The sequence below is a fragment of the Pantoea sp. EKM21T genome (assembly GCF_011800405.1).
Taxonomy (GTDB): domain Bacteria; phylum Pseudomonadota; class Gammaproteobacteria; order Enterobacterales; family Enterobacteriaceae; genus Pantoea; species Pantoea agglomerans.
Genome location: NZ_JAALFV010000005.1, coordinates 343,124 through 367,921, shown reverse-complemented (window position 1 = coordinate 367,921; position 24,798 = coordinate 343,124). Strand labels below are relative to the sequence as shown.

Annotated in this window: 29 protein-coding genes and 1 other RNA gene; 20 read left to right on the top strand and 10 right to left on the bottom strand. The window is 52.4% G+C overall.

What is annotated here, in order from left to right; genetic code table 11:
• Positions 1 to 14: 14 nt before the first annotated feature.
• The 4 genes from HFD87_RS12935 (at position 15) to HFD87_RS12920 (ending at position 2,078) form a co-directional block, all read left to right on the top strand.
• Positions 15 to 224, top strand: coding sequence for a hypothetical protein (locus HFD87_RS12935; protein ID WP_167423454.1), 210 nt, complete (start codon positions 15 to 17; stop codon positions 222 to 224).
• A 108-nt stretch (positions 225 to 332) separates the two neighbouring features.
• Positions 333 to 1,160, top strand: coding sequence for a pentapeptide repeat-containing protein (locus HFD87_RS12930; protein WP_167423519.1), 828 nt, complete (start codon positions 333 to 335; stop codon positions 1,158 to 1,160).
• A gap of 4 nt (positions 1,161 to 1,164) precedes the next feature.
• Positions 1,165 to 1,785 carry a nucleotidyltransferase domain-containing protein gene (locus HFD87_RS12925; RefSeq protein WP_167423518.1) on the top strand — a complete coding sequence of 207 codons (621 nt, stop codon included), beginning with the start codon at positions 1,165 to 1,167 and terminating at the stop codon, positions 1,783 to 1,785.
• Positions 1,782 to 2,078, top strand: coding sequence for a hypothetical protein (locus HFD87_RS12920; protein ID WP_167423517.1), 297 nt, complete (start codon positions 1,782 to 1,784; stop codon positions 2,076 to 2,078). The genes HFD87_RS12925 and HFD87_RS12920 overlap by 4 nt, the downstream gene beginning before the upstream one ends.
• A gap of 20 nt (positions 2,079 to 2,098) precedes the next feature.
• On the opposite strand, the gene HFD87_RS12915 is transcribed toward HFD87_RS12920, so the two are convergent.
• From HFD87_RS12915 to smpB, 3 genes are all read right to left on the bottom strand, one after another.
• On the bottom strand, positions 2,099 to 3,292 hold the full coding sequence (locus HFD87_RS12915; protein WP_167423516.1) for an integrase domain-containing protein: 1,194 nt from the start codon (positions 3,290 to 3,292) through the stop codon (positions 2,099 to 2,101).
• 193 nt (positions 3,293 to 3,485) lie between these two features.
• Positions 3,486 to 3,847, bottom strand: a transfer-messenger RNA (tmRNA) gene (gene ssrA / locus HFD87_RS12910).
• Positions 3,848 to 3,890: 43 nt separating this feature from the next.
• A complete protein-coding gene (gene smpB, locus HFD87_RS12905) occupies positions 3,891 to 4,373 on the bottom strand; it encodes an SsrA-binding protein SmpB (RefSeq protein ID WP_010257694.1) in 483 nt (160 codons plus the stop codon).
• A gap of 158 nt (positions 4,374 to 4,531) precedes the next feature.
• Between smpB and HFD87_RS12900 the strand changes: the two genes are divergently transcribed.
• Together HFD87_RS12900 and HFD87_RS12895 are read left to right on the top strand one after the other, a co-directional pair.
• On the top strand, positions 4,532 to 4,966 hold the full coding sequence (locus tag HFD87_RS12900) for a type II toxin-antitoxin system RatA family toxin (protein WP_010257692.1): 435 nt from the start codon (positions 4,532 to 4,534) through the stop codon (positions 4,964 to 4,966).
• The gene (locus HFD87_RS12895; RefSeq protein WP_033778631.1) at positions 4,959 to 5,252 is read left to right on the top strand and encodes an RnfH family protein; all 294 of its coding nucleotides are present in this window, start codon (positions 4,959 to 4,961) and stop codon (positions 5,250 to 5,252) included. The genes HFD87_RS12900 and HFD87_RS12895 overlap by 8 nt, the downstream gene beginning before the upstream one ends.
• Before the next feature lie 95 nt (positions 5,253 to 5,347).
• On the opposite strand, the gene bamE is transcribed toward HFD87_RS12895, so the two are convergent.
• The 3 genes from bamE to nadK all read right to left on the bottom strand — a co-directional run bounded on the left by bamE (position 5,348) and on the right by nadK (position 8,506).
• Positions 5,348 to 5,695, bottom strand: coding sequence for an outer membrane protein assembly factor BamE (gene bamE / locus HFD87_RS12890; protein WP_010672176.1), 348 nt, complete (start codon positions 5,693 to 5,695; stop codon positions 5,348 to 5,350).
• A 186-nt stretch (positions 5,696 to 5,881) separates the two neighbouring features.
• The gene (gene recN / locus HFD87_RS12885) at positions 5,882 to 7,543 is read right to left on the bottom strand and encodes a DNA repair protein RecN (RefSeq protein ID WP_062758833.1); all 1,662 of its coding nucleotides are present in this window, start codon (positions 7,541 to 7,543) and stop codon (positions 5,882 to 5,884) included.
• 84 nt (positions 7,544 to 7,627) lie between these two features.
• A complete protein-coding gene (gene nadK / locus HFD87_RS12880) occupies positions 7,628 to 8,506 on the bottom strand; it encodes an NAD(+) kinase (protein ID WP_010257685.1) in 879 nt (292 codons plus the stop codon).
• Between the two features lie 122 nt (positions 8,507 to 8,628).
• Here nadK and grpE point away from each other — a divergent pair, with 122 nt between their 5' ends.
• The gene (gene grpE, locus HFD87_RS12875) at positions 8,629 to 9,210 is read left to right on the top strand and encodes a nucleotide exchange factor GrpE (protein ID WP_010257683.1); all 582 of its coding nucleotides are present in this window, start codon (positions 8,629 to 8,631) and stop codon (positions 9,208 to 9,210) included.
• Between the two features lie 59 nt (positions 9,211 to 9,269).
• On the opposite strand, the gene ung is transcribed toward grpE, so the two are convergent.
• Complete coding sequence (gene ung / locus HFD87_RS12870; protein WP_033758666.1) at positions 9,270 to 9,950, bottom strand: uracil-DNA glycosylase; 681 nt, start codon at positions 9,948 to 9,950, stop codon at positions 9,270 to 9,272.
• Positions 9,951 to 10,192: 242 nt separating this feature from the next.
• Here ung and grcA point away from each other — a divergent pair, with 242 nt between their 5' ends.
• Positions 10,193 to 10,576, top strand: a complete 384-nt coding sequence (gene grcA, locus HFD87_RS12865) for an autonomous glycyl radical cofactor GrcA (RefSeq protein WP_010672180.1) — start codon at positions 10,193 to 10,195, stop codon at positions 10,574 to 10,576.
• A 217-nt stretch (positions 10,577 to 10,793) separates the two neighbouring features.
• On the opposite strand, the gene srmB is transcribed toward grcA, so the two are convergent.
• Positions 10,794 to 12,122: an ATP-dependent RNA helicase SrmB gene (gene srmB, locus HFD87_RS12860; protein WP_010257676.1), complete on the bottom strand. Its 1,329-nt coding sequence runs from the start codon at positions 12,120 to 12,122 to the stop codon at positions 10,794 to 10,796.
• Positions 12,123 to 12,286: 164 nt separating this feature from the next.
• Between srmB and HFD87_RS12855 the strand changes: the two genes are divergently transcribed.
• The gene (locus tag HFD87_RS12855; RefSeq protein ID WP_033772446.1) at positions 12,287 to 13,036 is read left to right on the top strand and encodes a tRNA1(Val) (adenine(37)-N6)-methyltransferase; all 750 of its coding nucleotides are present in this window, start codon (positions 12,287 to 12,289) and stop codon (positions 13,034 to 13,036) included.
• Here HFD87_RS12855 and nadB read toward each other — a convergent pair.
• Positions 13,021 to 14,640 (bottom strand): L-aspartate oxidase, encoded by a 1,620-nt coding sequence (gene nadB, locus HFD87_RS12850; protein WP_010671303.1) that lies wholly within the window; start codon positions 14,638 to 14,640, stop codon positions 13,021 to 13,023. The two genes, HFD87_RS12855 and nadB, sit on opposite strands and share 16 nt — an antisense overlap.
• A 414-nt stretch (positions 14,641 to 15,054) precedes the next feature.
• Here nadB and rpoE point away from each other — a divergent pair, with 414 nt between their 5' ends.
• The 11 genes from rpoE to acpS all read left to right on the top strand — a co-directional run bounded on the left by rpoE (position 15,055) and on the right by acpS (position 24,510).
• Positions 15,055 to 15,633 carry an RNA polymerase sigma factor RpoE gene (gene rpoE, locus HFD87_RS12845; protein WP_010257669.1) on the top strand — a complete coding sequence of 193 codons (579 nt, stop codon included), beginning with the start codon at positions 15,055 to 15,057 and terminating at the stop codon, positions 15,631 to 15,633.
• A gap of 27 nt (positions 15,634 to 15,660) precedes the next feature.
• Positions 15,661 to 16,314 (top strand): anti-sigma-E factor RseA, encoded by a 654-nt coding sequence (rseA, locus tag HFD87_RS12840; protein ID WP_167423515.1) that lies wholly within the window; start codon positions 15,661 to 15,663, stop codon positions 16,312 to 16,314.
• Positions 16,314 to 17,270, top strand: coding sequence for a sigma-E factor regulatory protein RseB (rseB, locus tag HFD87_RS12835; RefSeq protein WP_010257666.1), 957 nt, complete (start codon positions 16,314 to 16,316; stop codon positions 17,268 to 17,270). Before rseA ends, rseB begins: the two co-directional genes overlap by 1 nt.
• On the top strand, positions 17,267 to 17,731 hold the full coding sequence (gene rseC / locus HFD87_RS12830) for a SoxR-reducing system protein RseC (RefSeq protein WP_010257664.1): 465 nt from the start codon (positions 17,267 to 17,269) through the stop codon (positions 17,729 to 17,731). The genes rseB and rseC overlap by 4 nt, the downstream gene beginning before the upstream one ends.
• Before the next feature lie 218 nt (positions 17,732 to 17,949).
• Positions 17,950 to 19,749, top strand: a complete 1,800-nt coding sequence (lepA, locus tag HFD87_RS12825; RefSeq protein ID WP_010257661.1) for a translation elongation factor 4 — start codon at positions 17,950 to 17,952, stop codon at positions 19,747 to 19,749.
• Positions 19,750 to 19,758: 9 nt separating this feature from the next.
• Positions 19,759 to 20,733, top strand: a complete 975-nt coding sequence (lepB, locus tag HFD87_RS12820) for a signal peptidase I (protein WP_010257658.1) — start codon at positions 19,759 to 19,761, stop codon at positions 20,731 to 20,733.
• 131 nt (positions 20,734 to 20,864) lie between these two features.
• Positions 20,865 to 21,545 (top strand): ribonuclease III, encoded by a 681-nt coding sequence (rnc, locus tag HFD87_RS12815; protein ID WP_010257656.1) that lies wholly within the window; start codon positions 20,865 to 20,867, stop codon positions 21,543 to 21,545.
• Positions 21,546 to 21,687: 142 nt separating this feature from the next.
• Positions 21,688 to 22,593, top strand: coding sequence for a GTPase Era (gene era / locus HFD87_RS12810; RefSeq protein ID WP_010257653.1), 906 nt, complete (start codon positions 21,688 to 21,690; stop codon positions 22,591 to 22,593).
• A 4-nt stretch (positions 22,594 to 22,597) separates the two neighbouring features.
• Positions 22,598 to 23,326 (top strand): DNA repair protein RecO, encoded by a 729-nt coding sequence (gene recO, locus HFD87_RS12805; protein ID WP_010257651.1) that lies wholly within the window; start codon positions 22,598 to 22,600, stop codon positions 23,324 to 23,326.
• Between the two features lie 72 nt (positions 23,327 to 23,398).
• Positions 23,399 to 24,130, top strand: coding sequence for a pyridoxine 5'-phosphate synthase (gene pdxJ, locus HFD87_RS12800; RefSeq protein ID WP_010257647.1), 732 nt, complete (start codon positions 23,399 to 23,401; stop codon positions 24,128 to 24,130).
• The gene (acpS, locus tag HFD87_RS12795) at positions 24,130 to 24,510 is read left to right on the top strand and encodes a holo-ACP synthase (protein WP_033758661.1); all 381 of its coding nucleotides are present in this window, start codon (positions 24,130 to 24,132) and stop codon (positions 24,508 to 24,510) included. Before pdxJ ends, acpS begins: the two co-directional genes overlap by 1 nt.
• On the opposite strand, the gene HFD87_RS12790 is transcribed toward acpS, so the two are convergent.
• Positions 24,507 to 24,755 carry a YfhL family 4Fe-4S dicluster ferredoxin gene (locus tag HFD87_RS12790; RefSeq protein ID WP_163762451.1) on the bottom strand — a complete coding sequence of 83 codons (249 nt, stop codon included), beginning with the start codon at positions 24,753 to 24,755 and terminating at the stop codon, positions 24,507 to 24,509. The genes acpS and HFD87_RS12790 overlap by 4 nt on opposite strands.
• Positions 24,756 to 24,798 lie beyond the last annotated feature (43 nt).

Here is a 24,798-nt window from a genome sequence, read left to right as displayed (position 1 = left end):
CATGTCTATGCTGCATGAAAACGCATGAGTATTCGGCACCCCTGAACGGCAGGAAAGCCCAGCGGCGGCGCGGCTCAGAGCAAATCATGCAGGTGCATGAAAACCGCTGCATAAAGCGGGCAGGCGTGGCGGGGCTACGAGCGCGCGCTTTGAGCATGCAGGGTGATGTAGCAATACTTTTATTCGAAAAAACACATCATGAGTTGATTTCATTAATGATCTGATTATATTGTTCATTGGGACGTCAAGGCTTAAAAATGATGTGACAGCCTCCTTTTGTGAAATTTTAAATTAACTATTTTGCATGGTTCTATTTCTGATTAAGGGATAATATGAGCAGTGAAGATGCTTTATATATTCATAATGGACGCAAGAAAGAAGAAGATATTTCGTTTAAAAGAAATATGAATTATGAGAAGTTAGAAAATCGTGTCTTGGTAAGACCTGTTGGGATGAGAAAGAATTTCGAGCATGTGGCGTTTAATTACACTATATTTGAGCATGCCTACTTCAGGCAGTGTAATTTTATCAATTGTTCTTTTGTAGGTTGTAAGTTTTTGAGCTCAAATTTTAGTGGTTCAAAATTCTCGGATTGTGATTTCAAATACGCTATTTTTGAGCGTACTTTAATTGACGTTGATTCATTAATTAGAAGCCTGCCCCAAGAGGATAATTTAAAAGCTGCGTTTTTAAGAAATCTCAGAGTGAATTTTCAACAGCAAGGTGATGTGAAATCAGTCAATTATGTGGTTTCTGAAGAATTAAAAGCTCATGGAAATTTTTTAAAAAATGCTGCATTTTCCGGACAGGAATATTATCGGCTAAAATATAAAGGCGTAAATAGAGTGAGAAAGGCACAGGAATATTTAACCTTTTTAGCTCTTTCTCTAATATGGGGGAATGGGGAAAGTATAATAAGGTTGTTTCTTTCCTTGATCATTTTCCTGTTGTTTATGTCTGTATTTTTATTATCTCTGAACGCTACAGAGTTTTCCCTAGATGGGTATTGGTCTTGTGTGAAAATGTCTCCACAAGTATTTTTTGGCGTAAAAAAAATAGATAGTGTTCATGACGGTGCCTATACTTTTATTACAATTGTAAGATTAGTTTATTTTGGTTTGTTTATGTCGGTTCTAGTGAAAAGATTAAGTAGGAGATAATATTATGCATATCTATGCGTTTGGATCATTATGTAGGGGGGAGGTTTCGAAAGACTCTGACGTGGATATTTTAGCATTAGTTGATGGACGCGATGAACGTTTTGGTAGTCATGAATATTCTGTATATTCGTATGGGAGAATTATTGAGATGTGGGCAGAAGGGAATCCTTTTGCTTGGCATTTATTTCTCGAAAGTAAACTAATCTTTAGTGCCGATGGTGATGACTTCTTGAGGGATATAGGGAAGCCCCATGAGTACGTTAATTTTACAAATGATTATTTAAAGTTCAAGACTCTACTCGATGAATCATTAAAAAGTCTAAAGTCAGGAACTAAATCTTATATCTTCGAAATGTCTAATATATTCCTTGCGGTAAGAAATATTTCAATATGCTATTCTCTTGCTTATAGTGAAAAGCCAATCTTTTCGAGAGCTGCGGCACAAATGCTTTCCGATAAAAGTATTAAACTGCCTGTTCATGTCTATAAAATCTTAGAAAGGTCAAGGATTTTGAGTACAAGGGGTATGGGCGAACATATTAAATATGATGAAGCATTGGAAGTAATCAAATACACTGATGAGATAATTAACTGGACTTTACTCCTAGAGGTTAATGTTAAATGAATGAATTTTTGAATAGAATTGATGCACAAAGGAATATTTTAAAAATTGTAAACGGTTTTGAATGGCCTAGTGAACCATTGAATAGTATGACTTCTAAAAGCATAAATCGGTGGGCGGAGAAGAATAGTATTAAAAGCGATGATGCACTAGTCATTTTGCTAGTTAAAGCGGCTGATAAGCTTTTTTTCTTGGCAAATAAAAGTCAAGAGCAAATAACTGATGACTACAAAAAAATATCATCAGAAGTATCTGCAATAACTTTAAAAATTCAGAAGCTAATACCACAAGCATGAAGCTATCAATGTCAAGGAAGTTATCTTGACATTGATACAAAGTTTCCCCACCAAGACATTAAATCTACTCGTTGGTTAATATAGCTAGATCTGTTATAGGCTCTGCGGACTTCATTTTTATCGCTGTGAGCTAATGCTGCCTCAATGACATCTGAATTGAAACCAGCTTCATTTAAGGCTGTGCTGGCAATCGAACGCAGACCGTGTGCAACAAGTTTTCCGCCAAATCCGATTCGTTTTAAAGCGGCATTAGCAGTCTGACTATTCATAGATTTTTTTGGATCATTCCTGCTCGGGAATACATGTTCACGATGAGAACTTATAGAATTCATTATTTCAAGAATACTTACAGCTTGAGCCGATAAAGGAATAATGTGCTCTCTTTTTGCCTTCATCCGTTCTGCTGGAATCGTCCAAAGCCTTTCATCGAGGTTTATCTCAGACCACTTCGTTCCCGAAGCTTCAGCAGGGCGCACTAGAGTTAGGAGCTGCCATTCTATTAAGCATCGTGTTGTTAAAGACAAATTCGAGACAGTCAAAGATCGCATTAAATTTGGCAGTTCTTCTGGTCGTAACGTCGGCATATTTTGTTTCTTAGGCCTTTCAAAAGCCATGCCAATACCTGATGCTGGATTTGCATCAATCAAACCGGTGTTAACGGCGTAAATCATTATTTCGTTAACACGTTGAACCAATCTGCGGACCGTCTCTAATGCACCACGAGCTTTAATAGGCTCAAGGGCCTCTACTAATGTTCTAGCCTTAATTTGTTGAACGGGAATTTTACCAACAGCAGGAAACACGTCTTTCTCTAATGAACGCCAAATATCCTTGGCGTAATCTGGTGTGACGCTTTTGCTTTTAAGCTGGAACCAATTAGCAGCCACTGTCGAGAAAACGCTGTCCAGAGCGATTTGTTGCTGCTCCACTGCAGCCTCTGCCTGTACTTGCGGATCGATCCCATTGGCTAACAGGGCAAGATAATCCGCTCTCAAACTGCGGGCATTGGCAAGTGTAAGGGCAGGGAAGGCACCTAATCCGATCATTGTCCGTTGCTTCGTGGCGGGACGTTGATAGCGGAAGCGCCAAAGTTTTTTGCCACTGGTTTTGATGACTAAGAAAAGCCCATCGCCATCATGTAGGGTTGTATCCTTATCATTGGCTTTAGCGCGTAGCACTTCTGTGTTGGTTAATGGGCGAGTAGTCCTTGCCATGTCTAAATTTCCTGCATGAATTGGTATACGAAATTGGCCTACATTCTAGCGTATACCAATTCGTATACCAATTATCACCGGATTCAGGCGGATCATCTCGGAAGGTTATAGACACAAAAAAGCCCGCAGGGCTTGTGCCGTGCGGGCTTTCAGGACTTCTGCGGATGGCACTGGAACCATCTTTGAAGAATTTTGGTGGAGCTGGCGGGAGTTGAACCCGCGTCCGAAATTACTACACCGTCGGCACTACATGCTTAGTCAGTTTTTACATTCGCCGGTTAGCTGCGAACAGACACGCCACTAACAGACTAGCCTGATTGGATTTAACGCTTCAACCCCAGGCAAGGCATCCACGCGATCTCTTTTGGGTTTGACTTCTCTTGATCCCCGTCTTAAGAGCGGAAGCTAGGGAGAGAAGGCTCTAAGCAGGTTATTAAGCTGCTAGTGCGTAGTTTTCGTCGTTTGCGACTATTTTTTTGCGGCTTTTTACGAGGCAAACCGCCCCTCGGCATGCTCCTAAGGCTTCACAATCCCGTCGAGTCCAGAATCAGCCCCAGAACTTCAAATACTAACAACAAAACAACTCAAAATCCAGTGCTTAACGCTTTGAATTCTTCATGATACGTGCTTTGTCTAATTGCCATTCGCGGTCTTTGATATCATCGCGCTTGTCGTGCTCTTTTTTACCGCGTGCAACACCAATCTTCAGTTTGCACCAGGCGTTCTTCCAGTACAACGACAGTGCCACGATGGTGTAGCCTTCGCGGTTGACGCGGCCATACAGGGAGTCGAGTTCACGTTGCTTCAGCAGCAGCTTACGGCTGCGCGTTGGGTCACAGACCACGTGACTGGAGGCAACGGCTAAGGGTTGAAAGGTTGAACCGAACAGAAAGGCTTCGCCATCGCGCAGCAGAATATAGCTGTCGCTGATGTTGGCTTTACCAGCACGAAGTGACTTAACTTCCCATCCTTGTAACGACAATCCCGCTTCGTACTCCTCTTCAATGAAGTACTCGTGACGGGCGCGTTTGTTCATGGCAACAGTGGCAGAACCGGGTTTGTGTGCTTTTTTCTTTGTCATAGTGCGGCGTATTTTACATCACTTAATCGGTTATCGCATCCCCAGTCCAGCGGGGCGGCAGGAAACGGGATATTCTAGCACACCCTCACTCGGGGACATTTTTGTTTAATCGCTGAAAATGCTATTATTCAGCGGTTTCGTGATGAACAGGAACCATTATGGCTCAGATTAGTCGTTCGGCGCTGGTCCCGTTTAGTGCCGGGCAGATGTACAAACTTGTAAATGATGTGGATGCCTATCCGCAATTCCTGCCGGGTTGCACCGGAAGCCGCGTGCTGGATGCGTCAGATAATCAGATGACTGCGTCCGTGGATGTGTCGAAAGCGGGCATCAGCAAGACATTTACCACCCGCAATACCCTGACAGATAACCAGAGCATCCATATGCAACTGGTTGATGGACCGTTCCGCAAGCTGACCGGCGGCTGGAAGTTCGTCTCGCTGGGCGATGACGCCTGTAAGGTTGAATTAAGCCTGGAGTTTGAATTCACCAACATGCTGGTAGAGATGGCCTTTGGACGCATCTTCAAAGAGCTTGCCAACAGCATGGTACAGGCTTTCACTCAGCGTGCCAAAGAGGTCTACAGTGCCTGAGATCTCCGTTGAGGTGGTCTACGCCTTACCTGAAAAACAGTATCAGCTTTACGTGAAAGTGGAGCAGGGCAGCACGGTAGAGCAGGCCATCGAAAAGTCAGGGCTACTGGAACTGCGTAGGGAGATTGACCTCACCAGTAATAAAGTCGGCATCTACAGTCGGCCAGTGAAGCTGGGTGATGAGGTTAATGAGGGCGATCGTATTGAGATCTATCGTCCGCTGATTGCCGATCCCAAAGAGCTGCGCCGTCAGCGCGCAGAGCGAGCGGCAGAAAGCAAAAAATAAGTCGCTATCCTGTCAGGCTCAGTGGATAGCGGGCATAAAAAAAGGCGCTCAGTGCGCCTTTTTGCTGTCTGTCGTTTAAACGGTCTTACGTTCAATCAGTCGCTGTTTCTGGCCAGATTCTGCTTATTGTCGATGTTAGTCAGAACACCGTTACCATCAAAGTTCAGTGTCAGCGTCTGCTGCTTCACGCGCTCATGACCTGGCTCCTGACGGAACACGTAATACCATACGTTGCTGCCAAACGGGTCTTTCATCATCGGCGTACCGAGGGTGTAAGCCACCTGTTGCTGTGTCATACCGGTATGGATCTTGGCTACGTCGTTAGCTACCAGATAGTTACCCTGGTTGATATCAGGACGATAGACCACGCGCTCTAAGGTGGAACATCCGGCGGTCATCATCAACATTACTACTGCCGCGGCAGTCAGCGTTTTACAGCGCATCTATACATTCCTTTTCCGGGGCCAAACGCCTTTTACAGGCGGTTTTCTTGCCATCAAAATCTGAACTCTGCCTGCGGCAGGCTTTATTACTTTGGCGACATAAGTGCCGATGATAATAAACCTTTTCGCTATTGGAAACCTCTACAGAGCAAGCTTATGACCCCAGCCGGTTAAAAAAGTGCGCTGCTATGCGGCTAAAAGTTCTTTTGCGTTGGCCAGGGTATTGCGTGTGACCTCGCTGCCACCCAGCAGTCGTGCCAGTTCCTGCAGACGTGCACGCTTGTCCAGTGGCTGCATATGGGTCTCGGTCATCGCACCATCGGTCTCTTTGCTGACATAAAAATGCTGATGACCACAACCGGCAACCTGCGGCAGGTGGGTTACGCACATCACCTGGGTCGATTCGCCCAACTGACGCAACAGTTTACCTACCACGGCGGCGGTCGGGCCGCTGATGCCGACATCCACTTCATCGAAAATCATCGCTGGCGTTTCCATTTTCTTCGCGGTGATGACCTGAATCGCCAGGGCGATACGTGACAGTTCACCGCCCGAAGCGACTTTGCCCAGCGGCTGCAGTGGCTGACCTGGGTTAGTGGTCACCTGGAAATCTACGCGGCTCGCACCGTCTGCGGTCAGCTGATCCGGGTTAAAGGTCAGCGCGATTTTAAACTGGCCATGCGGCATCGAGAGCAGATGCATACTCTGGGTAATCAGCAGCTGCAACTCATCGGCATAGTGGCTGCGCTGCTGATGCAGCTGCTCTGCGCTTTGCAGCGCGGCCTGATAGTGTTCACCCACCAGTAATTGCAGGCTCTCCTGATCGCTCTCCTGCTGAGACAGCAATTCCGCTTCCGCCAGCAGTTGCTGATGCAGTTCAGGCAGCCCTTCAGGGGTGACGTGATGCTTACGGGCTAAGGCGATCTGGCGCGAAATACGCTGTTCCAGTTCATACAGGCGGTTAGGATCCAGATCGAGGCTGTCGCAGTAGTGGCGCAGCTCATCGCTGGCTTCGCTCAGCTGAATCGCCGCCTCTTCCAGCAGGTTGTGAACGCCGTTCAGCTTCTCATCCAGTGAGGTCAGTTCTGAAATCATCTCACGTGCGCTGTAGAGCAGGCTGTTGAGATTATTGTCATCGCTGTCTGCTAACAGTTGCAGTGCCTGCTGGCTGGTCGAAAGCAGCTGTCCGCTGTTGGCCAGACGCTTGTACTCTTCGTCGATCTGCTCATATTCACCCTGCTGCGGAGCGAAGTCGTTCAGCTCTTTCAGCTGGTACTGCAACAACTCGCGGCGGGATTCGCGCTCCTGCGCCTGCTGCTGATGCAGCGCCAGGGTGCGGCAGCTCTGATGCCAGGTCTGATAGCTGGCGCGCATTTGCTGCAGCAGCTCGTCGTGACCGGCATAGGCATCCAGCAGATGTTTCTGATGGTCTGGTTTGAGCAGAAGCTGATGGGCATGCTGGCCGTGGATCTGAATCAGTAACTGGCCGAGATCGCGCAGCTGAGAGAGCGGCACCGCCGTGCCGTTGATAAAGCCGCGGGAACGTCCGTCAGCGCTGATAACCCGGCGCAGCAGACATTCGTTGCCATCGTCCAGATGATTATCAATCAGCCAGCGCTGAGCTGAAGGGGAGGACTTAAGCTGGAAGCGAGCGCAGAGGTCAGCCCGGCTGGCACCCTGACGCACCATGTCGGCATCAGCACGACCGCCCAGACATAATCCCAGCGCATCAATCGCGATAGACTTACCGGCACCGGTCTCACCAGTGATTGCTGTCATGCCGCGTTGAAAATCAATGTCGAGCTCACGAACGATAGCGAAATTACTGATGGTCAGTTGGGCCAGCATAGGTTCACCTGTATGAATAAACACATATGGTTTTTCATACAGTATAAACTGGTTTTTTATCCAGTAAAGAGGTGATGCCGCATTTCAGAACAATTTTTTTGACCAGCCCAGTTTTGAACTCAGCGTATTGAAATAGCTGTAGTTTTTAGGATGAATCAGGTTCAGGTGGTTGGCGCTGCGTCGTATCAGTACATCCTCGCCTTCCTGAATCGGCAGCGCAATCTGGCTGTCACAGCTGATTTCCAGATCGCTGCGACGCGAGGAAAAGCGCAAACGGATGGTACTGCTGCTGTTGATGACCAGTGGCCGCGCTGACAGCGTATGCGGGAACATTGGCACCAGCACGATTGCTTCGAGTGACGGCGTCAGAATCGGGCCGCCCGCAGAGAGTGAATAGGCGGTCGAGCCGGTGGGTGTCGAAATAATCAGCCCATCCGAGCGCTGGGAGAAGGCGAACACTTCATCGATGTAGACTTCAAATTCGATCATGTGCGCGACTTTGCCGGGATGCAGCACCACTTCGTTGATAGCGGAGCCAATGCGCGGCGAGCAGTCAGATTTGCACACCTGCGCTTCCAGCAGAAAGCGGCTCTCGACGAAATAGTTGCCCTGCAGCACCTCATCCAGCTGCTGCTGCGCATTGTCCGGGTCAAGGTCGGTGAGAAAGCCGAGATTACCGCGGTTAATCCCAATCACTTTAATGTCGTAGCGCGCCAGCACCCGCGCTGCGCCCAGCATATTGCCATCACCGCCCACCACGACCGCTAAATCAGCCTGCTGACCAATCTCCGCCAGCGTGCCCGTCTGTACGTCGTGAAGCGACAGCTCCTGCGCAATTTGCTTCTCAACGATCACTTGATAACCTTTGGCTGTCAGCCAGCGCCAGAGCATCTCATGCGTGGTTAACGCGGTGGGATGGCGCGGATGACCCACAATACCAATGCAGTTAAAGTGTTTGTTCATCTGGTCGGTGTTCCTTATAAGCCAAAACGGTAAGGCAATGTGATAGGTTCCCTTGAATCCGTCATACCAATCCCCATAATAAGCCAACCAGCGAAATGAATGTGCAAAACGCGGAGAAATTCATGAGTAGTAAAGAACAGAACACCCCAAACGAGCAAGTCTCAGACGAAATTCAGCAGGATCAGCAGCAACCTCAGGAAGCGGAGACAGCGGCAGAGGTGGATCCGCGTGATGAGCGTATTGCTCAGCTCGAAGCTGAATTAGCGCAGTCGCAGACCGGTGTGCGCGATGCCCAGCTGCGTGCGCAGGCAGAGATTGAGAACATTCGTCGTCGTGCCGAGATGGACGTTGAGAAGGCGCACAAATTTGCGCTTGAGAAGTTTGCCAACGAACTGCTGCCGGTGATCGACAGCCTCGAACGTGCGCTGGAAGTGGCGAACAAAGAGGACCCACAGCTGGCTTCGATGATTGAAGGGATTGAACTGACCCTGAAAGGCCTGCTGGGCGCCGTGCGTAAATTCGGTGTTGAAGTGGTCGGCGAAACCGGCGTGCCGTTTAACCCGGAAGTGCATCAGGCGATGTCGATGATGGAGTCTGAAGAGTTTGAGCCAAACCATGTCATGCTGGTCATGCAGCGTGGCTATACGCTGAATGGTCGCCTGCTGCGCCCGGCGATGGTTGCGGTTTCCAAAGCGAAAAGCTGATTCAACGCCTGAATCCCGTTACACGGCCGCGCTCTGACGCGGCCGTGTGCTTTCTGGCGTTAGTCAGGTAAAACCGGCGTCCAGTCCACCGGCTTTTTACCGGCAGCGCTCAGCAGCTCATTGGTTGTTGAGAAGTGTTTGCAGCCGAAAAAGCCGCGGTGCGCGGAGAGCGGCGAGGGATGCGGTGCCTGCAACACGTGATGGCGCTGGCGATCGATAATGCTGCCTTTCTTCTGCGCATGTGAACCCCACAGCAGAAAAATCACCCCTTCACAGTGCTGGTTAATCGCCGCAATCACATTATCCGTAAAAGTCTCCCAGCCAAATCGCGCATGGGAATGCGCTTTGCCCGCCTCAACCGTCAACACGGTGTTCAGCAACATCACGCCCTGTTTTGCCCAGCTCTCAAGAAAGCCGTGATTGGGCTTCTGAAAGCCAGGAATATCCTGCATCAGCTCTTTGTAGATATTCTGCAGAGATGGCGGCACCTGGACGCCGGGCAGTACCGAGAAGGCCAGGCCGTGCGCCTGATTAGGCCCGTGGTAGGGATCCTGACCGAGTATCACGACGTTGACGTCGCCCAGCTCCGTCAGGCGAAAGGCGTTGAAGACATCTTTCTGCGGCGGATAGACCGTGACACCCGCGGCGCGTTGATCGGCGACCTGCTTCAGCGTCTCGATAAAATAGGGTTTCTCTTTCTCTTCAGCCAGCACGTCGTGCCAGGTCAGCTTTTCAGCCATGTTTAACTCCCTTAACGTTAGTGCCATAAGCTTAGCGGTTCCTGCCGCTGACCTGAAGGCAAAAATAATTTGAATAATACAAATTAAGTTTAGGTGGCAGGGGTATTGAGATCAACGGGTTAGCTTAAAAGCGGTCGGAATGCATGATTAATATTGATACAGGTCAAAGCTGTCCGAAATCAAAGGTGATATACCGGGGCCTCAAATTTGATTTATCCACGTATTACCCGGGAGACGCAATCATGATCACTGGTATCCAGATCACTCAATCAAACAATTCACAACTACTGAACTCCTTCTGGCTGCTGGACGAAGAGAAAGCCGAAGCGCGTTGCCTGTGTGCAAAAGCGGGCTACGAAGAAGATCAGGTTGTCGCCATCAGCGAACTGGGCGAATTCGCTTACCGTGAAGTGCCGGTTGAAATCAAACCTCAGGTACGTGTTGAAGGTGGACAGCATCTGAACGTCAACGTTCTGCGTCGCGAAACGCTGGAAGATGCAGTTAAACATCCTGAAAATTATCCGCAGCTGACCATCCGCGTTTCAGGCTATGCCGTGCGTTTTAACTCACTGACGCCTGAGCAGCAACGCGACGTCATTACCCGTACCTTTACTGAAAGTCTTTAAGCAGCCTGAGTTATCGGTTGCTGAAAATTAGCGCAAAGCGCACACAGCAATTTTTATTAATATTATGAATAAGATAAACAGTTAACTTCCCGGCACGCTGATGCCAGTGTCATGAAGAAAGCGCTCTGGCAGACAAAAGATTGTGAAAGGGCTGTTACTGATTATCAGATAAAAAAAATCGCCTCCTGTGAGGCGATTTTTTTATAGCTGCGATGATTTATTCCGCATTCTCGTTAGCTGGCGTACTGCCGCTTGCCTTGCGGCGTTTGCCGACATTTTTGGCATCACGATGGCGTTTTTTCACACGCGGTTTTTCTGTTTCACTGGCTTTCTGCTCTGCACGCTTCGCCAGAACCTTTTTCGACGGTTTACCGGTCGTTTTGGCACTTGGCGCCCGCGTCTCAGGACGCAGCTCATCAATCACGCGCGCTTTGATCGGCTCGTTCACATAGCGGGTGATTTTGCCCAGCAGCACGAAATCGTGCGCTTCAACCAGTGAGATGGCGATACCTTTACGGCCCGCACGACCGGTACGCCCGATGCGGTGCAGATAGGTATCAGCGGTGCGCGTCATGTCATAGTTGAAGACGTGACTGACATCTTCAACGTCAATGCCGCGCGCGGCGATATCCGTCGCAACCAGCACGTTAACGCGGCCTTCACTCAGACGTTTAATCGCTTCGTTACGCTTCGCCTGCACCATTTCGCCTTCAAGATAGCTGCTACGAATCCCCGCTTCGTGCAACCAGCTCACCAGCTCATGCAGACGTTCACGCTTACGCACGAAGACGATGCTGCGCGTCACATCCGGCTGTTTCAGCAGATGGATCAGTAATTTGGTCTTATGCTGCAGATCGTCAGCGCGGTAGTACCACTGCTGGATCTTTTTGCGCTCACGGCGGCTTGGGTCCGCTTCCAGCTCAACCGGATCGTTCAGCAGACGCTCGGCGAAGTCACGGATATTGTCGCCTTCCAGCGTGGCGGAGAACAGCAGGGTTTGCTTGCGCCAGCGCGTTTCAGCCGCGATGGTTTCGATATCCTGGGCAAAGCCCATATCGAGCATGCGGTCCGCTTCATCCAGCACCAGGGTTTCTACTGCGCGGCAGTCAAAGTTCTCTTCTTTGATGTACTGCAGCAGACGGCCGGTGGTGGCGACCACGATGTCCTGGTTTTCGCTGAACACTTCGGCATGGTTCATATAGGCCACGCCGCCAGTGATGGTGGCGATGTCCAGATGGGTATGTTTCGCCAGCTCACGCGCATGATCGGCGACCTGCATCGCCAGCTCGCGGGTCGGGGTCACAATCAGGATGCGTGGCGGGCCAGATTTCTTACGCGGAAAATCAAGGAGGTGCTGCAACGCCGGTAACAGATACGCGGCGGTTTTCCCGGTCCCTGTAGGTGCCGAACCCAGAACGTCACGGCCCTCCAGCGCGGGCGGAATTGCAGCAGCCTGGATCACTGTTGGGCGCGTAAAGCCTTTTTCCTGCAACGCTTGTAGCAGGCTTTCGTCGAGTTCGAGTTCGGAAAATGTGGTTACTGTCATGGTCTACCTCAGTTTGGGGCGCTGATTATAGACAGATCAGACTGAATCTTCATCTGTTAATCCGTTTCGGCTGCGCCTGGGGTTGTCTGCCGCGTGAATTCCCTCTGTCGTCACGTTACACTCATGCGCTGCCGTACGGCAGGAAAAAACGATGGTAGTGACGAATGATGCAGGATAAGCCGCGTGAACGGCCACAGTTAAACAAGAACGGTTTTACCTTTAAACAATTTTTTGTCGCGCACGATCGCTGTGCGATGAAAGTGGGCACCGATGCCATTCTGCTTGGGGCCTGGGCGCCGGTTGCCGGGGTAAAACGTATTCTGGATATTGGCAGCGGCAGCGGGCTTATCGCGCTGATGCTGGCGCAGCGTACGCCGTCGCCGGTCAACATCGATGCGGTTGAGTTAGAACCGCAAGCCGCGCTTCAGGCGCAGGAGAATGTGCAGCAGTCGCCGTGGCCTGAACGTATTCAGGTTCATCAGCGTGATATCGCCGACTGGGCTGAACAGTGCGATAAACGTTACTCGCTAATCGTCAGCAATCCGCCTTATTTTGCACCTGGCGTGGCCTGTTCTACTGCGGCACGGGACAGCGCCCGTGCGACTGCCTCGCTCGATCATCAGACACTGTTGCGCAGTGCTGCATTACTGATTGAAGAAGAGGGGATGTTCTGCGTGGTGCTGCCCACCGCGACCGGCCAGGAATTCATCGCCCTGGCGCAGGCGGATGGCTGGCATCTGCGTTTCCGGCTGGACGTGGCGGAATATGCCCATCGTCCGCCGCACCGCGTTCTGCTGGGGCTGTCGCCGCAGGCCGGTGAAAACCTGCTGGAGCGCCTTGCTATCCGTACGCCGGACACCCGCTATTCTGATGAGTGGTGTAGCCTGACGCGGGAGTTCTACCTTTTTATGTAGTCCGGCGGCGTCAGGATGGTTGGCCGCGCCTCGGGCAGTAAATCCGGGTAGTCGCGGATATAGTGCAGGCCGCGACTCTCTTTTCGCTCCAGCGCACAGCGCACCATCAGGTCAGCGACCTGCACCAGATTCCGTAGCTCCAGCAGATTATTGGAGAGGCGGAAATGACGATAATATTCATCGATCTCCTGCTGAAGCAGGTTGATGCGACGCAGCGCCCGCTCCAGCCGCCGGGTCGTGCGGACGATTCCCATGTAATCCCACATGAATAACCGCAGCTCGTGCCAGTTATGCTGGATCACCACGCGTTCATCGGCGTCATCAACCTGACTTTCATCCCATGCGGGTAGCGCAGTAACGGCTTCAATGGCGGGCAGGGTGCGAATCAGCTCCTCTGCGGCGGACCAGCCATAAACCAGACACTCCAGCAACGAATTGGATGCCATGCGGTTAGCGCCGTGCAGGCCGGTATAACTCACCTCACCGATGGCATAGAGGCCACTGACGTCGGTCTGGCCGTGCTGATCAACGACTACGCCGCCACAGGTATAGTGCGCGGCAGGCACAATCGGGATGGGTTCTTTGGTGAGGTCAAAGCCAAAGGTCAGCAACTTCTCATAGATCATCGGGAAGTGCGCGCGAACAAACTCCTCAGGCTGGTGGCTGATATCCAGATACATACAGTCAACGCCCAGCCGCTTCATCTCATGATCGATGGCCCGGGCGACGATATCGCGCGGGGCGAGTTCGGCACGCTCATCGAAATCGGGCATGAAACGGCTGCCATCGGGACGCAACAGCCAGGCACCTTCTCCGCGTAACGCTTCGGTTAACAGGAAATTCTGCGCCTGCGGATGAAACAGGCAGGTCGGGTGGAACTGATTAAATTCCAGATTGGCAACCCGGCAGCCGGCACGCCAGGCCATCGCGATCCCGTCACCGGAGGCGATGTCGGGGTTAGTCGTATATTGATAGACCTTGGCGGCACCGCCAGTTGCAACCACCACGGCCCGTGCCCGACAGGTTTCCACCTGTTCGCGATTACGGTTCCAGATCCACGCGCCTACTACACGGCGTGGGCCTGGCAGGCCGATTTTATCTGAAAGAATCAGATCGACCGCGTTGGTGCGTTCCAGAATCCGGATGTTGGGATGGCTCAACGCCTGGCTTACCAGCGTCGTTTCAACCGCATGGCCGGTGGCGTCAGCGCTGTGCAGGATACGGCGATGACTGTGGCCGCCTTCCCGCGTCAGGTGATAACGCATGTCGCCGGCCGCCTGCGGATCGAGATCAAAGGCGACACCGTTGTCGATCAGCCACTGCACGCAATGCCGGGCATTACTGGCGATAAACGAGACGGCTTCACGGTCGCATAATCCTGCTCCGGCAATCAGCGTATCTTCGATGTGTGACTCGATGCTGTCAGTCTCATCAAATACCGCAGCAATACCGCCCTGGGCGTAAAGGGTTGACCCCTCATTGACCTGCGCTTTACTGAGAACTGTCACCTGGTACTGTTTTGCCAGCCGTAACGCCAGCGACAGGCCAGCAGCACCGCTGCCCACAATGAGTACATCACACTGATAATCCGGGTTCGCATTCATCATAATGTTTAATTTACTAAACAAGAATAGGGCTGAGCATAAGCGCAATGGGGGTTGCTGTGAAGTATTTTAAACATCTGGCGCAGGTTTTTGTCTGATGATTTCCCAAAGTTACTTAATATCAGTGAGTTAAAACCGGACTGCTTTTGGCGCGGTTTTTTATAGCAAACTTATTAAACCTAAAGGATTTAATGATGAAAAAGCTGTTGTCATAGGTTACTCTGCCTGCGATTTACGCTCCTTACACTGAACGAAAACGAAGAACCTGTGTAATGTCCATCGGAGCGGTAAATATCAGGGCGAGAAGTGAACTTCGCACCACATCACAACTCTAAGCGCATGCTTGCTCAGAACCATGAGATGTGCTGGCAGTTACTTTATGCGTATGAAAAATTTGGGGAGACATTACCTCGGATGAGCGAGCAGTTGACGGACCAGGTCCTTGTCGAGCGCGTACAGAAGGGAGATCAAAAAGCTTTCAACTTACTGGTGATTCGTTACCAGCATAAAGTGGCGAGCCTGGTTTCACGCTATGTTCCCTCGGGCGACGTACCTGATGTAGTACAGGAATCGTTTATTAAAGCGTATCGCGCGCTGGATTCATTCCGGGGCGATAGCGCGTTTTATACCTGGCTGTACCGCATTGCGGTAAATACAGCGAAAAATTACCTGGTTGCTCAGGGGCGTCGTCCGCCATCCAGCGATGTGGATGCTATTGACGCAGAAAATTTCGAAAGTGCGGGTGCATTAAAAGAAATTTCGAACCCTGAGAACTTAATGTTGTCAGAAGAATTGAAACAAATTGTCTTTCGTACCATCGAGGCGCTACCCGAGGACTTGCGTATGGCAATCACCCTCAGGGAACTGGACGGTCTGAGTTATGAAGAGATCGCCGTCATTATGGATTGCCCGGTAGGCACTGTTCGATCACGTATCTTTCGTGCGCGAGAGGCCATTGATAACAAAGTTCAACCGCTTATCCAACGTCAGTGATAACGGCTACTGGAAGGGTACATAGGCATGCAGAAAGAAAAACTTTCCGCTTTAATGGATGGTGAGATCTTAGATAACGAGCTGTTTTCCGCCTTGTCTAAGGACGCAGAATTACAGAAAAGCTGGGCAAGCTATCATCTCATTCGCGATACCATGCGCGGTGATGTAGGCGATGTCCTGCATTTTGATATTTCTGCGCGCGTCGCTGCTGCCATCGAAAAAGAACCGTTGCGTACGGTTACAACGCTGATCCCTGAAGCTCAGCCAGAACCTTCCCGCTGGGAAAAAATGCCGTTCTGGAAAAAAGCGCGCCCGTGGGCTGCGCAACTGACCCAGGTCGGTGTCGCTGCCTGTGTTTCACTGGCCGTGATCGTAGGCGTTCAGCACTATAACCAGCCAGAGGGCAGCGCCACGCAGACCTCTGACTCTCCGGTGTTCAATACGATGCCGATGATGGGCAAAGCGTCTCCGGTGAGCCTGGGCGTGCCGTCAGATGCATTTGACACCAACAGTTCTAACCAGCAGGTTCAGGACCAGCGTCGTCGCGTAAATGCCATGCTGCAGGATTACGAACTGCAACGTCGCCTGCACGCTGACCAGCTGCAGTTTGAAACCACTGCGCCAAAACAGGCGCAGGTTGATGTTCCCGGAAATCAATCATTAGGACAGCAACAGCAGTAATGAAGCCGCTTTGGTATGCTGTTAGCCTGCTGACAGGCAGCCTGTTGTGGTCATCTGCCGCCCCGGCGCAACCTTCTGCGTCCGGGGCGCTATTGCAGCAGATGGAGCAGGCAAGTCAGAACCTCAACTACGAATTCGCCTATATTAACGTCTCCCGCATCGGCATCGAATCGCTGCGTTATCGTCATGCTGTAATCGATAACCGGATATTCGCTCAGCTGTTGCAGATGGACGGGCCACGTCGGGAAGTGATCCAGCGCGGCAATGATATCAGTTACTTCGAACCCGGCCTCGATCCCTTTTCGCTCCCCGGCAATCACATTATCGATGCTTTACCGTCGGTAATTTTTGCTGACTTCACCAAGCTCGCCACAGCCTATGATTTTATTACCGTGGGCCGCTCGCGCATTGCCGATCAGATGTGTGATGTGTTGCGCATCGTTTCACGCGATGGCACTCGTTACAGCTATGTGGTCTGGCTGGATGTGGACACCAAGCTGCCGCTGCGCATCGACCTGCTCGATCGTGATGGCGAAACGCTGGAGCAGTTCCGCGTCATCAGCTTTGCGGTGGACGAAGGGGTGCGTAATCTGATGCAGGGGCTGGAGAAAGCCAATCTGCCTCCATCGCTTTCGGTGCCGAAAGGGGATGCGGTTACGCTCACCTGGCAGCCAGGCTGGATACCTGCCGGTATGTCGCTGGTGTCGCAGAATCGCCGCACGCTACCCGGTCTGAATAAAAATATGGAATCGAAGCTCTACAGCGATGGCCTGTTTAGTTTCGCTATCAACGTGACGCCGGCCGATAAAACCAGCACAACGCAGACATTGCGCACTGGGCGTCGTACGGTCCAGACCGTTGTGCGCAATAATAACGAAATAGCGGTGATCGGCGAATTACCGCCCTCAACCGCAAAACGTATTGCGGACAGCATCGACCTGGGGTCACAAAAATGATGAGAGAATGGGCCACCGTGGTGGCATGGCAGGATGGCATCGCCACGCTGCACACCGAAGCAAAAACCTCCTGCAACAGCTGCCAGGCGCGTAAAGGCTGTGGCAGCCATATGCTGAATAAGCTCGGTCCGAAGAATGCCCACGTGATGCAAATCGCCAGCAGCAAGCCGCTGCAGCCGGGGCAGCGGATCGAACTCGGTATCAAAGAGAGCAGCCTGCTGGGTTCAGCGTTGCTGGTCTACATGACGCCGCTGTTTGGCCTGTTCCTGGTTTCCGGCCTGTTTCAGGCGCTGTTCAGCAGCGATCTGGCCGCCGCCTGCGGTGCGCTGCTGGGCGGTATCGGGGGTTTTATTGTCGCCAAAGGCGTTTCAATGAAATTCGGCGATCGAGAAGCCTTTCAGCCGGTCATTCTGAACATCGCCTTGCCTCCCGATGCGCTGCGTGTTGAAAGCGAAGCGTAACGCACGTCCAGGCCGCGCATCCCGCGGCCTTTGTCTGTTCTGCCTCGCGCAGATATCTGTTTCGCTTCCACCACGTTCCATTCTTTTATGCGCGGCGTTAACAGTGTAATATGCGTCGTCATTAATGAGGCTGACAGGATTGTGGGTAAAGAGCGATCTTCCTGAATGTGTCTGTGCTCAGGTTTTCAACTGAATTTTAAGCGAAGATATCCCAATAAATGAAGCACATAAGAAATTTCTCCATCATCGCTCATATCGACCATGGCAAATCTACGCTCTCTGACCGCCTGATTCAGATTTGCGGCGGCCTCACCGCTCGTGAAATGGCTGCGCAGGTTCTTGACTCTATGGATCTGGAGCGCGAGCGTGGCATCACTATCAAAGCACAGAGCGTCACACTCGATTACCACGCGAAAGACGGCCAAACTTACCAGCTCAATTTCATCGATACCCCAGGCCACGTAGACTTCTCCTATGAAGTTTCCCGCTCACTGGCCGCCTGCGAAGGCGCGCTGCTGGTGGTGGATGCCGGTCAGGGTGTTGAAGCGCAGACACTGGCGAACTGCTACACCGCGATGGAGATGGATCTGGAAGTGGTGCCGGTTCTGAACAAAATTGACCTGCCCGCTGCCGATCCCGATCGCGCCGCGCAGGAAATTGAAGATATCGTCGGCATTGATGCAACTGACGCGGTGCGCTGCTCAGCCAAAACCGGCGTCGGCGTTCCGGAAGTGCTGGAACGCTTAGTGCGCGACATTCCGCCGCCAGAAGGCGATCCGGAAGCGCCGCTGCAGGCACTGATTATCGACTCCTGGTTCGATAACTACCTGGGTGTTGTTTCCCTGGTGCGCGTGAAAAACGGCACCATGCGCAAAGGCGACAAGATCAAAGTCCTGAGCACCGGTCAGGTTTATAACGCTGACCGCCTGGGTATCTTCACCCCGAAACGGGTTGATCGTAATGAGCTGAACTGCGGTGAAGTAGGCTGGCTGGTCTGCGCCATCAAAGATATCCTCGGCGCACCCGTGGGCGATACGCTGACTACCGCACGTAACCCGGCAGACAAAGCGCTGCCGGGCTTTAAAAAAGTGAAGCCACAGGTTTACGCTGGTCTGTTCCCAATCAGCTCTGACGACTATGAAGCGTTCCGTGATGCGCTCGGTAAGCTGAGCCTGAACGACGCCTCGCTGTTTTATGAGCCAGAAAGCTCAACGGCGCTGGGCTTTGGTTTCCGCTGCGGCTTCCTCGGTCTGCTGCACATGGAGATCATCCAGGAGCGTCTGGAGCGCGAATACGATCTCGATCTGATCACTACCGCACCGACGGTGGTGTATGAAGTCGTGACGACCAGCGGCGAAATCGTTCATGTCGACAGCCCATCCAAGCTGCCGGCACTGAACAATATCGAAGAGCTGCGTGAACCGATTGCCGAATGTCACATGCTGCTGCCACAGGAGTATCTGGGCAACGTCATCACGCTCTGTATTGAGAAGCGTGGCGTGCAGACCAACATGGTTTACCACGGCAATCAGGTGGCACTGACTTACGAAATTCCGATGGCTGAAGTGGTACTCGACTTCTTTGACCGTCTGAAATCAACTTCGCGCGGTTATGCCTCGCTGGATTACAACTTTAAACGTTTCCAGCCTTCAGACATGGTACGTGTTGACGTACTGATTAACTCTGAGCGTGTGGATGCGCTGGCGCTGATTACCCACCGTGACAACGCGCCTTATCGCGGACGCGATCTGGTTGAGAAAATGAAAGAGCTCATCCCGCGTCAGCAGTTTGATATTGCGATTCAGGCTGCCATCGGCAACCACATTATCGCGCGTTCAACGGTGAAACAGCTGCGTAAAAACGTTCTCGCCAAGTGTTATGGCGGTGACGTCAGCCGTAAGAAGAAACTGTTGCAGAAGCAGAAAGATGGTAAGAAGCGAATGAAGCAGGTTGGTAACGTTGAGCTGCCACAGGAAGCGTTCCTCGCCATTCTGCATGTCGGTAAGGACAGCAAATAAGGATTTCCAATGGCTAATATGTTCGCCCTGATTCTGGCGATAGCGACGCTGATTACTGGCATCGTATGGGTAATTGATCGTTTTAAATGGGCACCCGCGCGTCGCGCGAAACAGGCTGAGGCTCAGGCACAGACCGGTAACGCGCTCGACAGCAAAACGCTGGCGAAGGTCGCTGCAAAGCCAGGCTGGGTTGAAACGACCGCATCCGTGTTCCCGGTGCTGGCCGTGGTTTTCATCGTGCGTTCGTTTATCTACGAACCATTCCAGATTCCCTCTGGCTCGATGATGCCGACGCTGTTGATTGGTGACTTTATCCTGGTGGAGAAGTTTGCTTACGGCATCAAGGATCCGATCACCCAGACGACGCTGATCCCAACCGGTCAGCCGAAGCGCGGCGATATCGCGGTATTTAAATACCCGAAAGATCCGAGCCTGGATTACATTAAGCGCGTTATCGGCCTGCCGGGCGACAAAGTCATTTATGATCCTTACAGCAAAACGCTGACGGTGAAACCGACCTGCTCCGATGATAAAGCCTGTGACACAGCGTTAGCGGTGACTTACACCGACGTTGAGCCAAGCAACTTTGTTCAGACCTTTAGCGGCTTTGATGGCAACGAAACCGGCAACGGTTTTTATCAGGTGCCGCAGGGCGATACCCTGCGCGGTGGTTTGCGCCTGGGAACCCGCAAAGAGACAATCGGTAACGTGACGCATGACATTCTGCTGGTAAACGAAGCGCAGAGTCAGGCAGGCATGTATTATCAGCAGCCGGGTCAGCCGCAGGCGAGCTGGGTCGTGCCGAAAGGGCAATACTTCATGATGGGCGACAACCGTGATAACAGCGCCGACAGCCGCTACTGGGGCTTTGTCCCGGAGCGTAATCTGGTCGGTAAAGCGGTCGCTATCTGGATGAGCTTTGAGAAACAAGAAGGCCAGTGGCCAACCGGCGTGCGATTCAGTCGCATCGGTGGTATCCACTAACATTATTGTCTGATTAACAGGCAAATCGGGTGGCCTCCTCAGGGAGGCCACTGCACACCAAACGGAACGTGTTGGATTACCAGCCCCGTTTGGTATGCAGAGTCACAGACGCAACAAAGAACTGGAATCGCATGAACCCCATCCTGATTAACAAGCTTCAGCGCAAACTGGGCTACACTTTTACTCATTCGGAACTGTTACAGCAGGCCCTGACTCACCGCAGCGCCAGCAGTAAGCACAACGAACGCCTGGAATTTCTTGGCGATTCTATTCTTAGCTATGTGATTGCTAATGCCCTTTATCACCGCTTCCCGCGGGTTGATGAAGGTGACATGAGCCGCATGCGCGCCACGCTGGTGCGGGGCAACACGCTGGCTGAAATGGCACGCGAATTTGATCTTGGCGAGTGCCTGCGCCTGGGACCCGGTGAGCTGAAAAGCGGCGGTTTCCGTCGTGAATCGATCCTGGCGGATACGGTGGAAGCGCTGATTGGCGGTATCTTCCTCGACAGCAGTATCGAGCGGGTAGAGCAGCTGATCCTCGACTGGTATCAGACCCGCCTCGACGAAATCAGTCCTGGCGACAAACAAAAAGATCCGAAAACGCGCCTGCAGGAGTATCTGCAGGGACGTCATCTGCCGCTGCCAAGTTATCTGGTAGTACAGGTACGTGGCGAGGCCCACGATCAGGAATTCACCATTCACTGTCAGGTGAGTGGCATGGCCGAGCCGGTTGTCGGCGTCGGCTCCAGCCGTCGTAAAGCTGAGCAGGCAGCGGCTGAACAGGCACTGATAAAATTAGGTCTTGAATAGATCTGTCGGGGTGACAGTGCCGGAACCGGCACTGAACCATTAACCTGACACTCTATCCCGGCGTCAGAAGACGCTGAATGACACATGACTCAAATAGCACTCTTTCGGCGCCGCATCAGGCGCTGAACAATTCAGGACTCGAATGAGCGAAAACGTTACTTATTGCGGCTTTGTCGCGATTGTTGGCCGACCAAACGTCGGTAAATCCACCTTACTGAACCAGTTGCTGGGGCAGAAGGTGTCGATCACCTCGCGTAAGCCGCAAACCACGCGCCACCGTATCATGGGCATTCATACCGAAGGCGAATATCAGGCGATCTACGTCGATACCCCAGGTCTGCACATGGAAGAGAAGCGCGCTATTAACCGTCTGATGAACCGCGCAGCCAGCAGTTCTATTGGCGACGTAGAACTGGTGATCTTCGTGGTTGAAGGCACCCGCTGGACGCCCGATGATGAGATGGTGTTAGGCAAACTGCGCGACAATAAAGTGCCGGTGGTGCTGGCGATCAATAAGGTCGATAACATCCAGGATAAAAGCATTCTGCTGCCGCATCTGCAGTTCCTGAGCCAGCAGATGAACTTCCTCGATATCGTGCCTATTTCTGCTGAGAGCGGCAAAAACGTCGATACCATTGCGGCGATTACCCGCAAGCATCTGCCACAGGCCGATCATCACTTCCCGGAAGATTACATCACCGACCGCTCACAGCGTTTCATGGCGTCAGAGATGATCCGTGAAAAACTGATGCGCTTCCTGGGGGCTGAACTGCCTTACTCCGTTACGGTTGAGATTGAGCGCTTCGTGACTAACGAACGTGGCGGTTATGACATTCACGGTCTGATTCTGGTTGAGCGCGAAGGGCAGAAGAAGATGGTGATTGGCAACAAAGGCGCCAAAATCAAAGTCATCGGAACAGAAGCGCGCAGAGACATGGAAGAGATGTTCGAAGCGAAAGTGCATCTCGAACTGTGGGTGAAAGTGAAATCCGGCTGGGCAGATGACGAACGTGCGCTGCGCAGCCTGGGTTATACAGACGATCTCTGATTCAATGGAAGGCTGGCAACGCGCCTTTGTGCTGCATAGTCGCCCCTTCAGCGAAACCAGTCTGCTGCTCGACCTGTTCAGCGAAAGCGAAGGGCGGGTGCGGGTTCTGGCCAAGGGCGCACGTTCGCGGCGCTCGCAGCTGAAGGGGGCGTTACAGCCTTTTACCCCGCTGCTGGTTCGCTGGAGCGGGCGCGGGGAAGTCAAAACCCTGCGCAATGCCGAAGCGGTGTCGCTGGCCTTACCGCTCAGCGGCATCACGCTCTACTGCGGTCTCTACGTCAATGAGCTGGTCTCTCGCGTATTGCAGCAGGAATTCCCCTTCTCAGAACTCTTCTTCGACTATCTCAACTGCCTTCAGGCATTAGCCTCAACGCACGGCAAGCCCGAACCGGCACTGCGACGTTTTGAACTGGCGTTGCTCGGTCACCTGGGTTATGGCGTCGACTTCCTGCACTGCGCCGGCAGCGGCGAGCCGGTCAGCGACAACATGACGTACAGCTACCGCGAAGAGCGCGGCTTTATTGCCAGCCTGGTGGTCAATCAGCGCAGCTTTACCGGCCGCGAATTGCGCGCCCTGTGCGAGCGAGAGTTTCCCGATGCCGACACCCTGCGCGCCGCGAAGCGTTTTACCCGCATCGCCCTGAAGCCCTATCTTGGTGGCAAGCCGCTGAAGAGTCAGGAGCTGTTCCGCCAGTTTATCCCGAAGAAAAAGCCTGAACAGGCAGAAGAATAGCGCGGGTCGTACCGCCTGTTTAACTTTGCGCGGTACACTCAACATCACGATGAAAAAGAAGTGAGGATGGTCATGGCTGAGTTGCTGTTAGGCGTCAATATCGATCACATTGCTACGGTGCGTAACGCCCGTGGGACAAACTATCCCGATCCGGTGCAGGCAGCGTTTATCGCCGAGCAGGCGGGCGCAGATGGCATTACCGTGCACCTTCGCGAAGATCGCCGTCACATCACTGATCGCGACGTGCGTATCCTGCGTGACACCATCCAGACGCGTATGAATCTGGAGATGGCGGTCACTGATGAGATGATTGGCATCGCCTGTGATATCCAGCCCCATTTCTGCTGTCTGGTGCCGGAAAAGCGTCAGGAAGTGACCACTGAAGGCGGGCTGGATGTGGCGGGGCAGCAGGAGAAGATGAACGCGGCCGTACGACTGCTGAGTGACGCGGGCATTCTGGTTTCGCTGTTTATCGATGCCGATCACCGCCAGATTGAAGCGGCCGTGGCCAGCGGCGCGCCTTACATCGAAATTCATACCGGCGCTTACGCCGAAGCACCAGAGGGACTGGCGCGTGACGCTGAGCTGGCGCGTATCCGTCACGCCGCGACCTTTGCCGCCAGCCTGGGACTGAAGGTCAATGCCGGTCACGGTCTGACCTACCACAACGTGCTGCCGATTGCGGCGCTGCCGGAAATGCATGAGCTGAATATCGGCCATGCGATTATTGGTCGTGCGGTGATGAGTGGCCTGCCGGATGCGGTCAAAGAGATGAAGCAACTGCTGCGTGAAGCCCGTCGCTGATGGCTATTCTGGGACTGGGTACGGACATCGTTGAGATTGAACGTATCGCCGGGGTGATTGAACGCTCCGGCGACCGGCTGGCGCGGCGGGTGCTGAGCGAAGCCGAATGGCAGCAATATCAGTCGCACAAGCAGCCGGTGCGCTTTCTCTCTAAACGCTTTGCGGTAAAAGAGGCGGCGGCAAAAGCCTTTGGCACCGGCATTCGCGGTGGTCTGGCGTTTAATCAGTTTGAAGTTTACAACGATGCGCTGGGAAAACCGGGATTACGCTTCTTTCAGCATGCTGCTGAAGTGGCGGAGAGGCTGGGCGTTAAACACGTTCACGTGACGCTGGCCGATGAGCGTCACTACGCCTGCGCCACGGTGATCATTGAAAGCTAGCCGTGCAGCAGCACGAACTTCTCCCACAGGGCATCACGTGATTCGGTGTGCTGTGGGTCAATGATGATGGTGTTGTCGATGGGGCATACCTGCTGACAGGTTGGCGTCTCATAGTGCCCGACGCATTCCGTGCAGCGGCTGACATCAATCTCATAGATCGTATCGCCCAGTGAAATGGCCTGGTTCGGGCACTCCGGTTCACACATATCGCAGTTAATGCATCTGGACGTAATCAACAGCGCCATTTTACCCACCTGATAACAACAGAAAAAGCGCGGGTATTATACG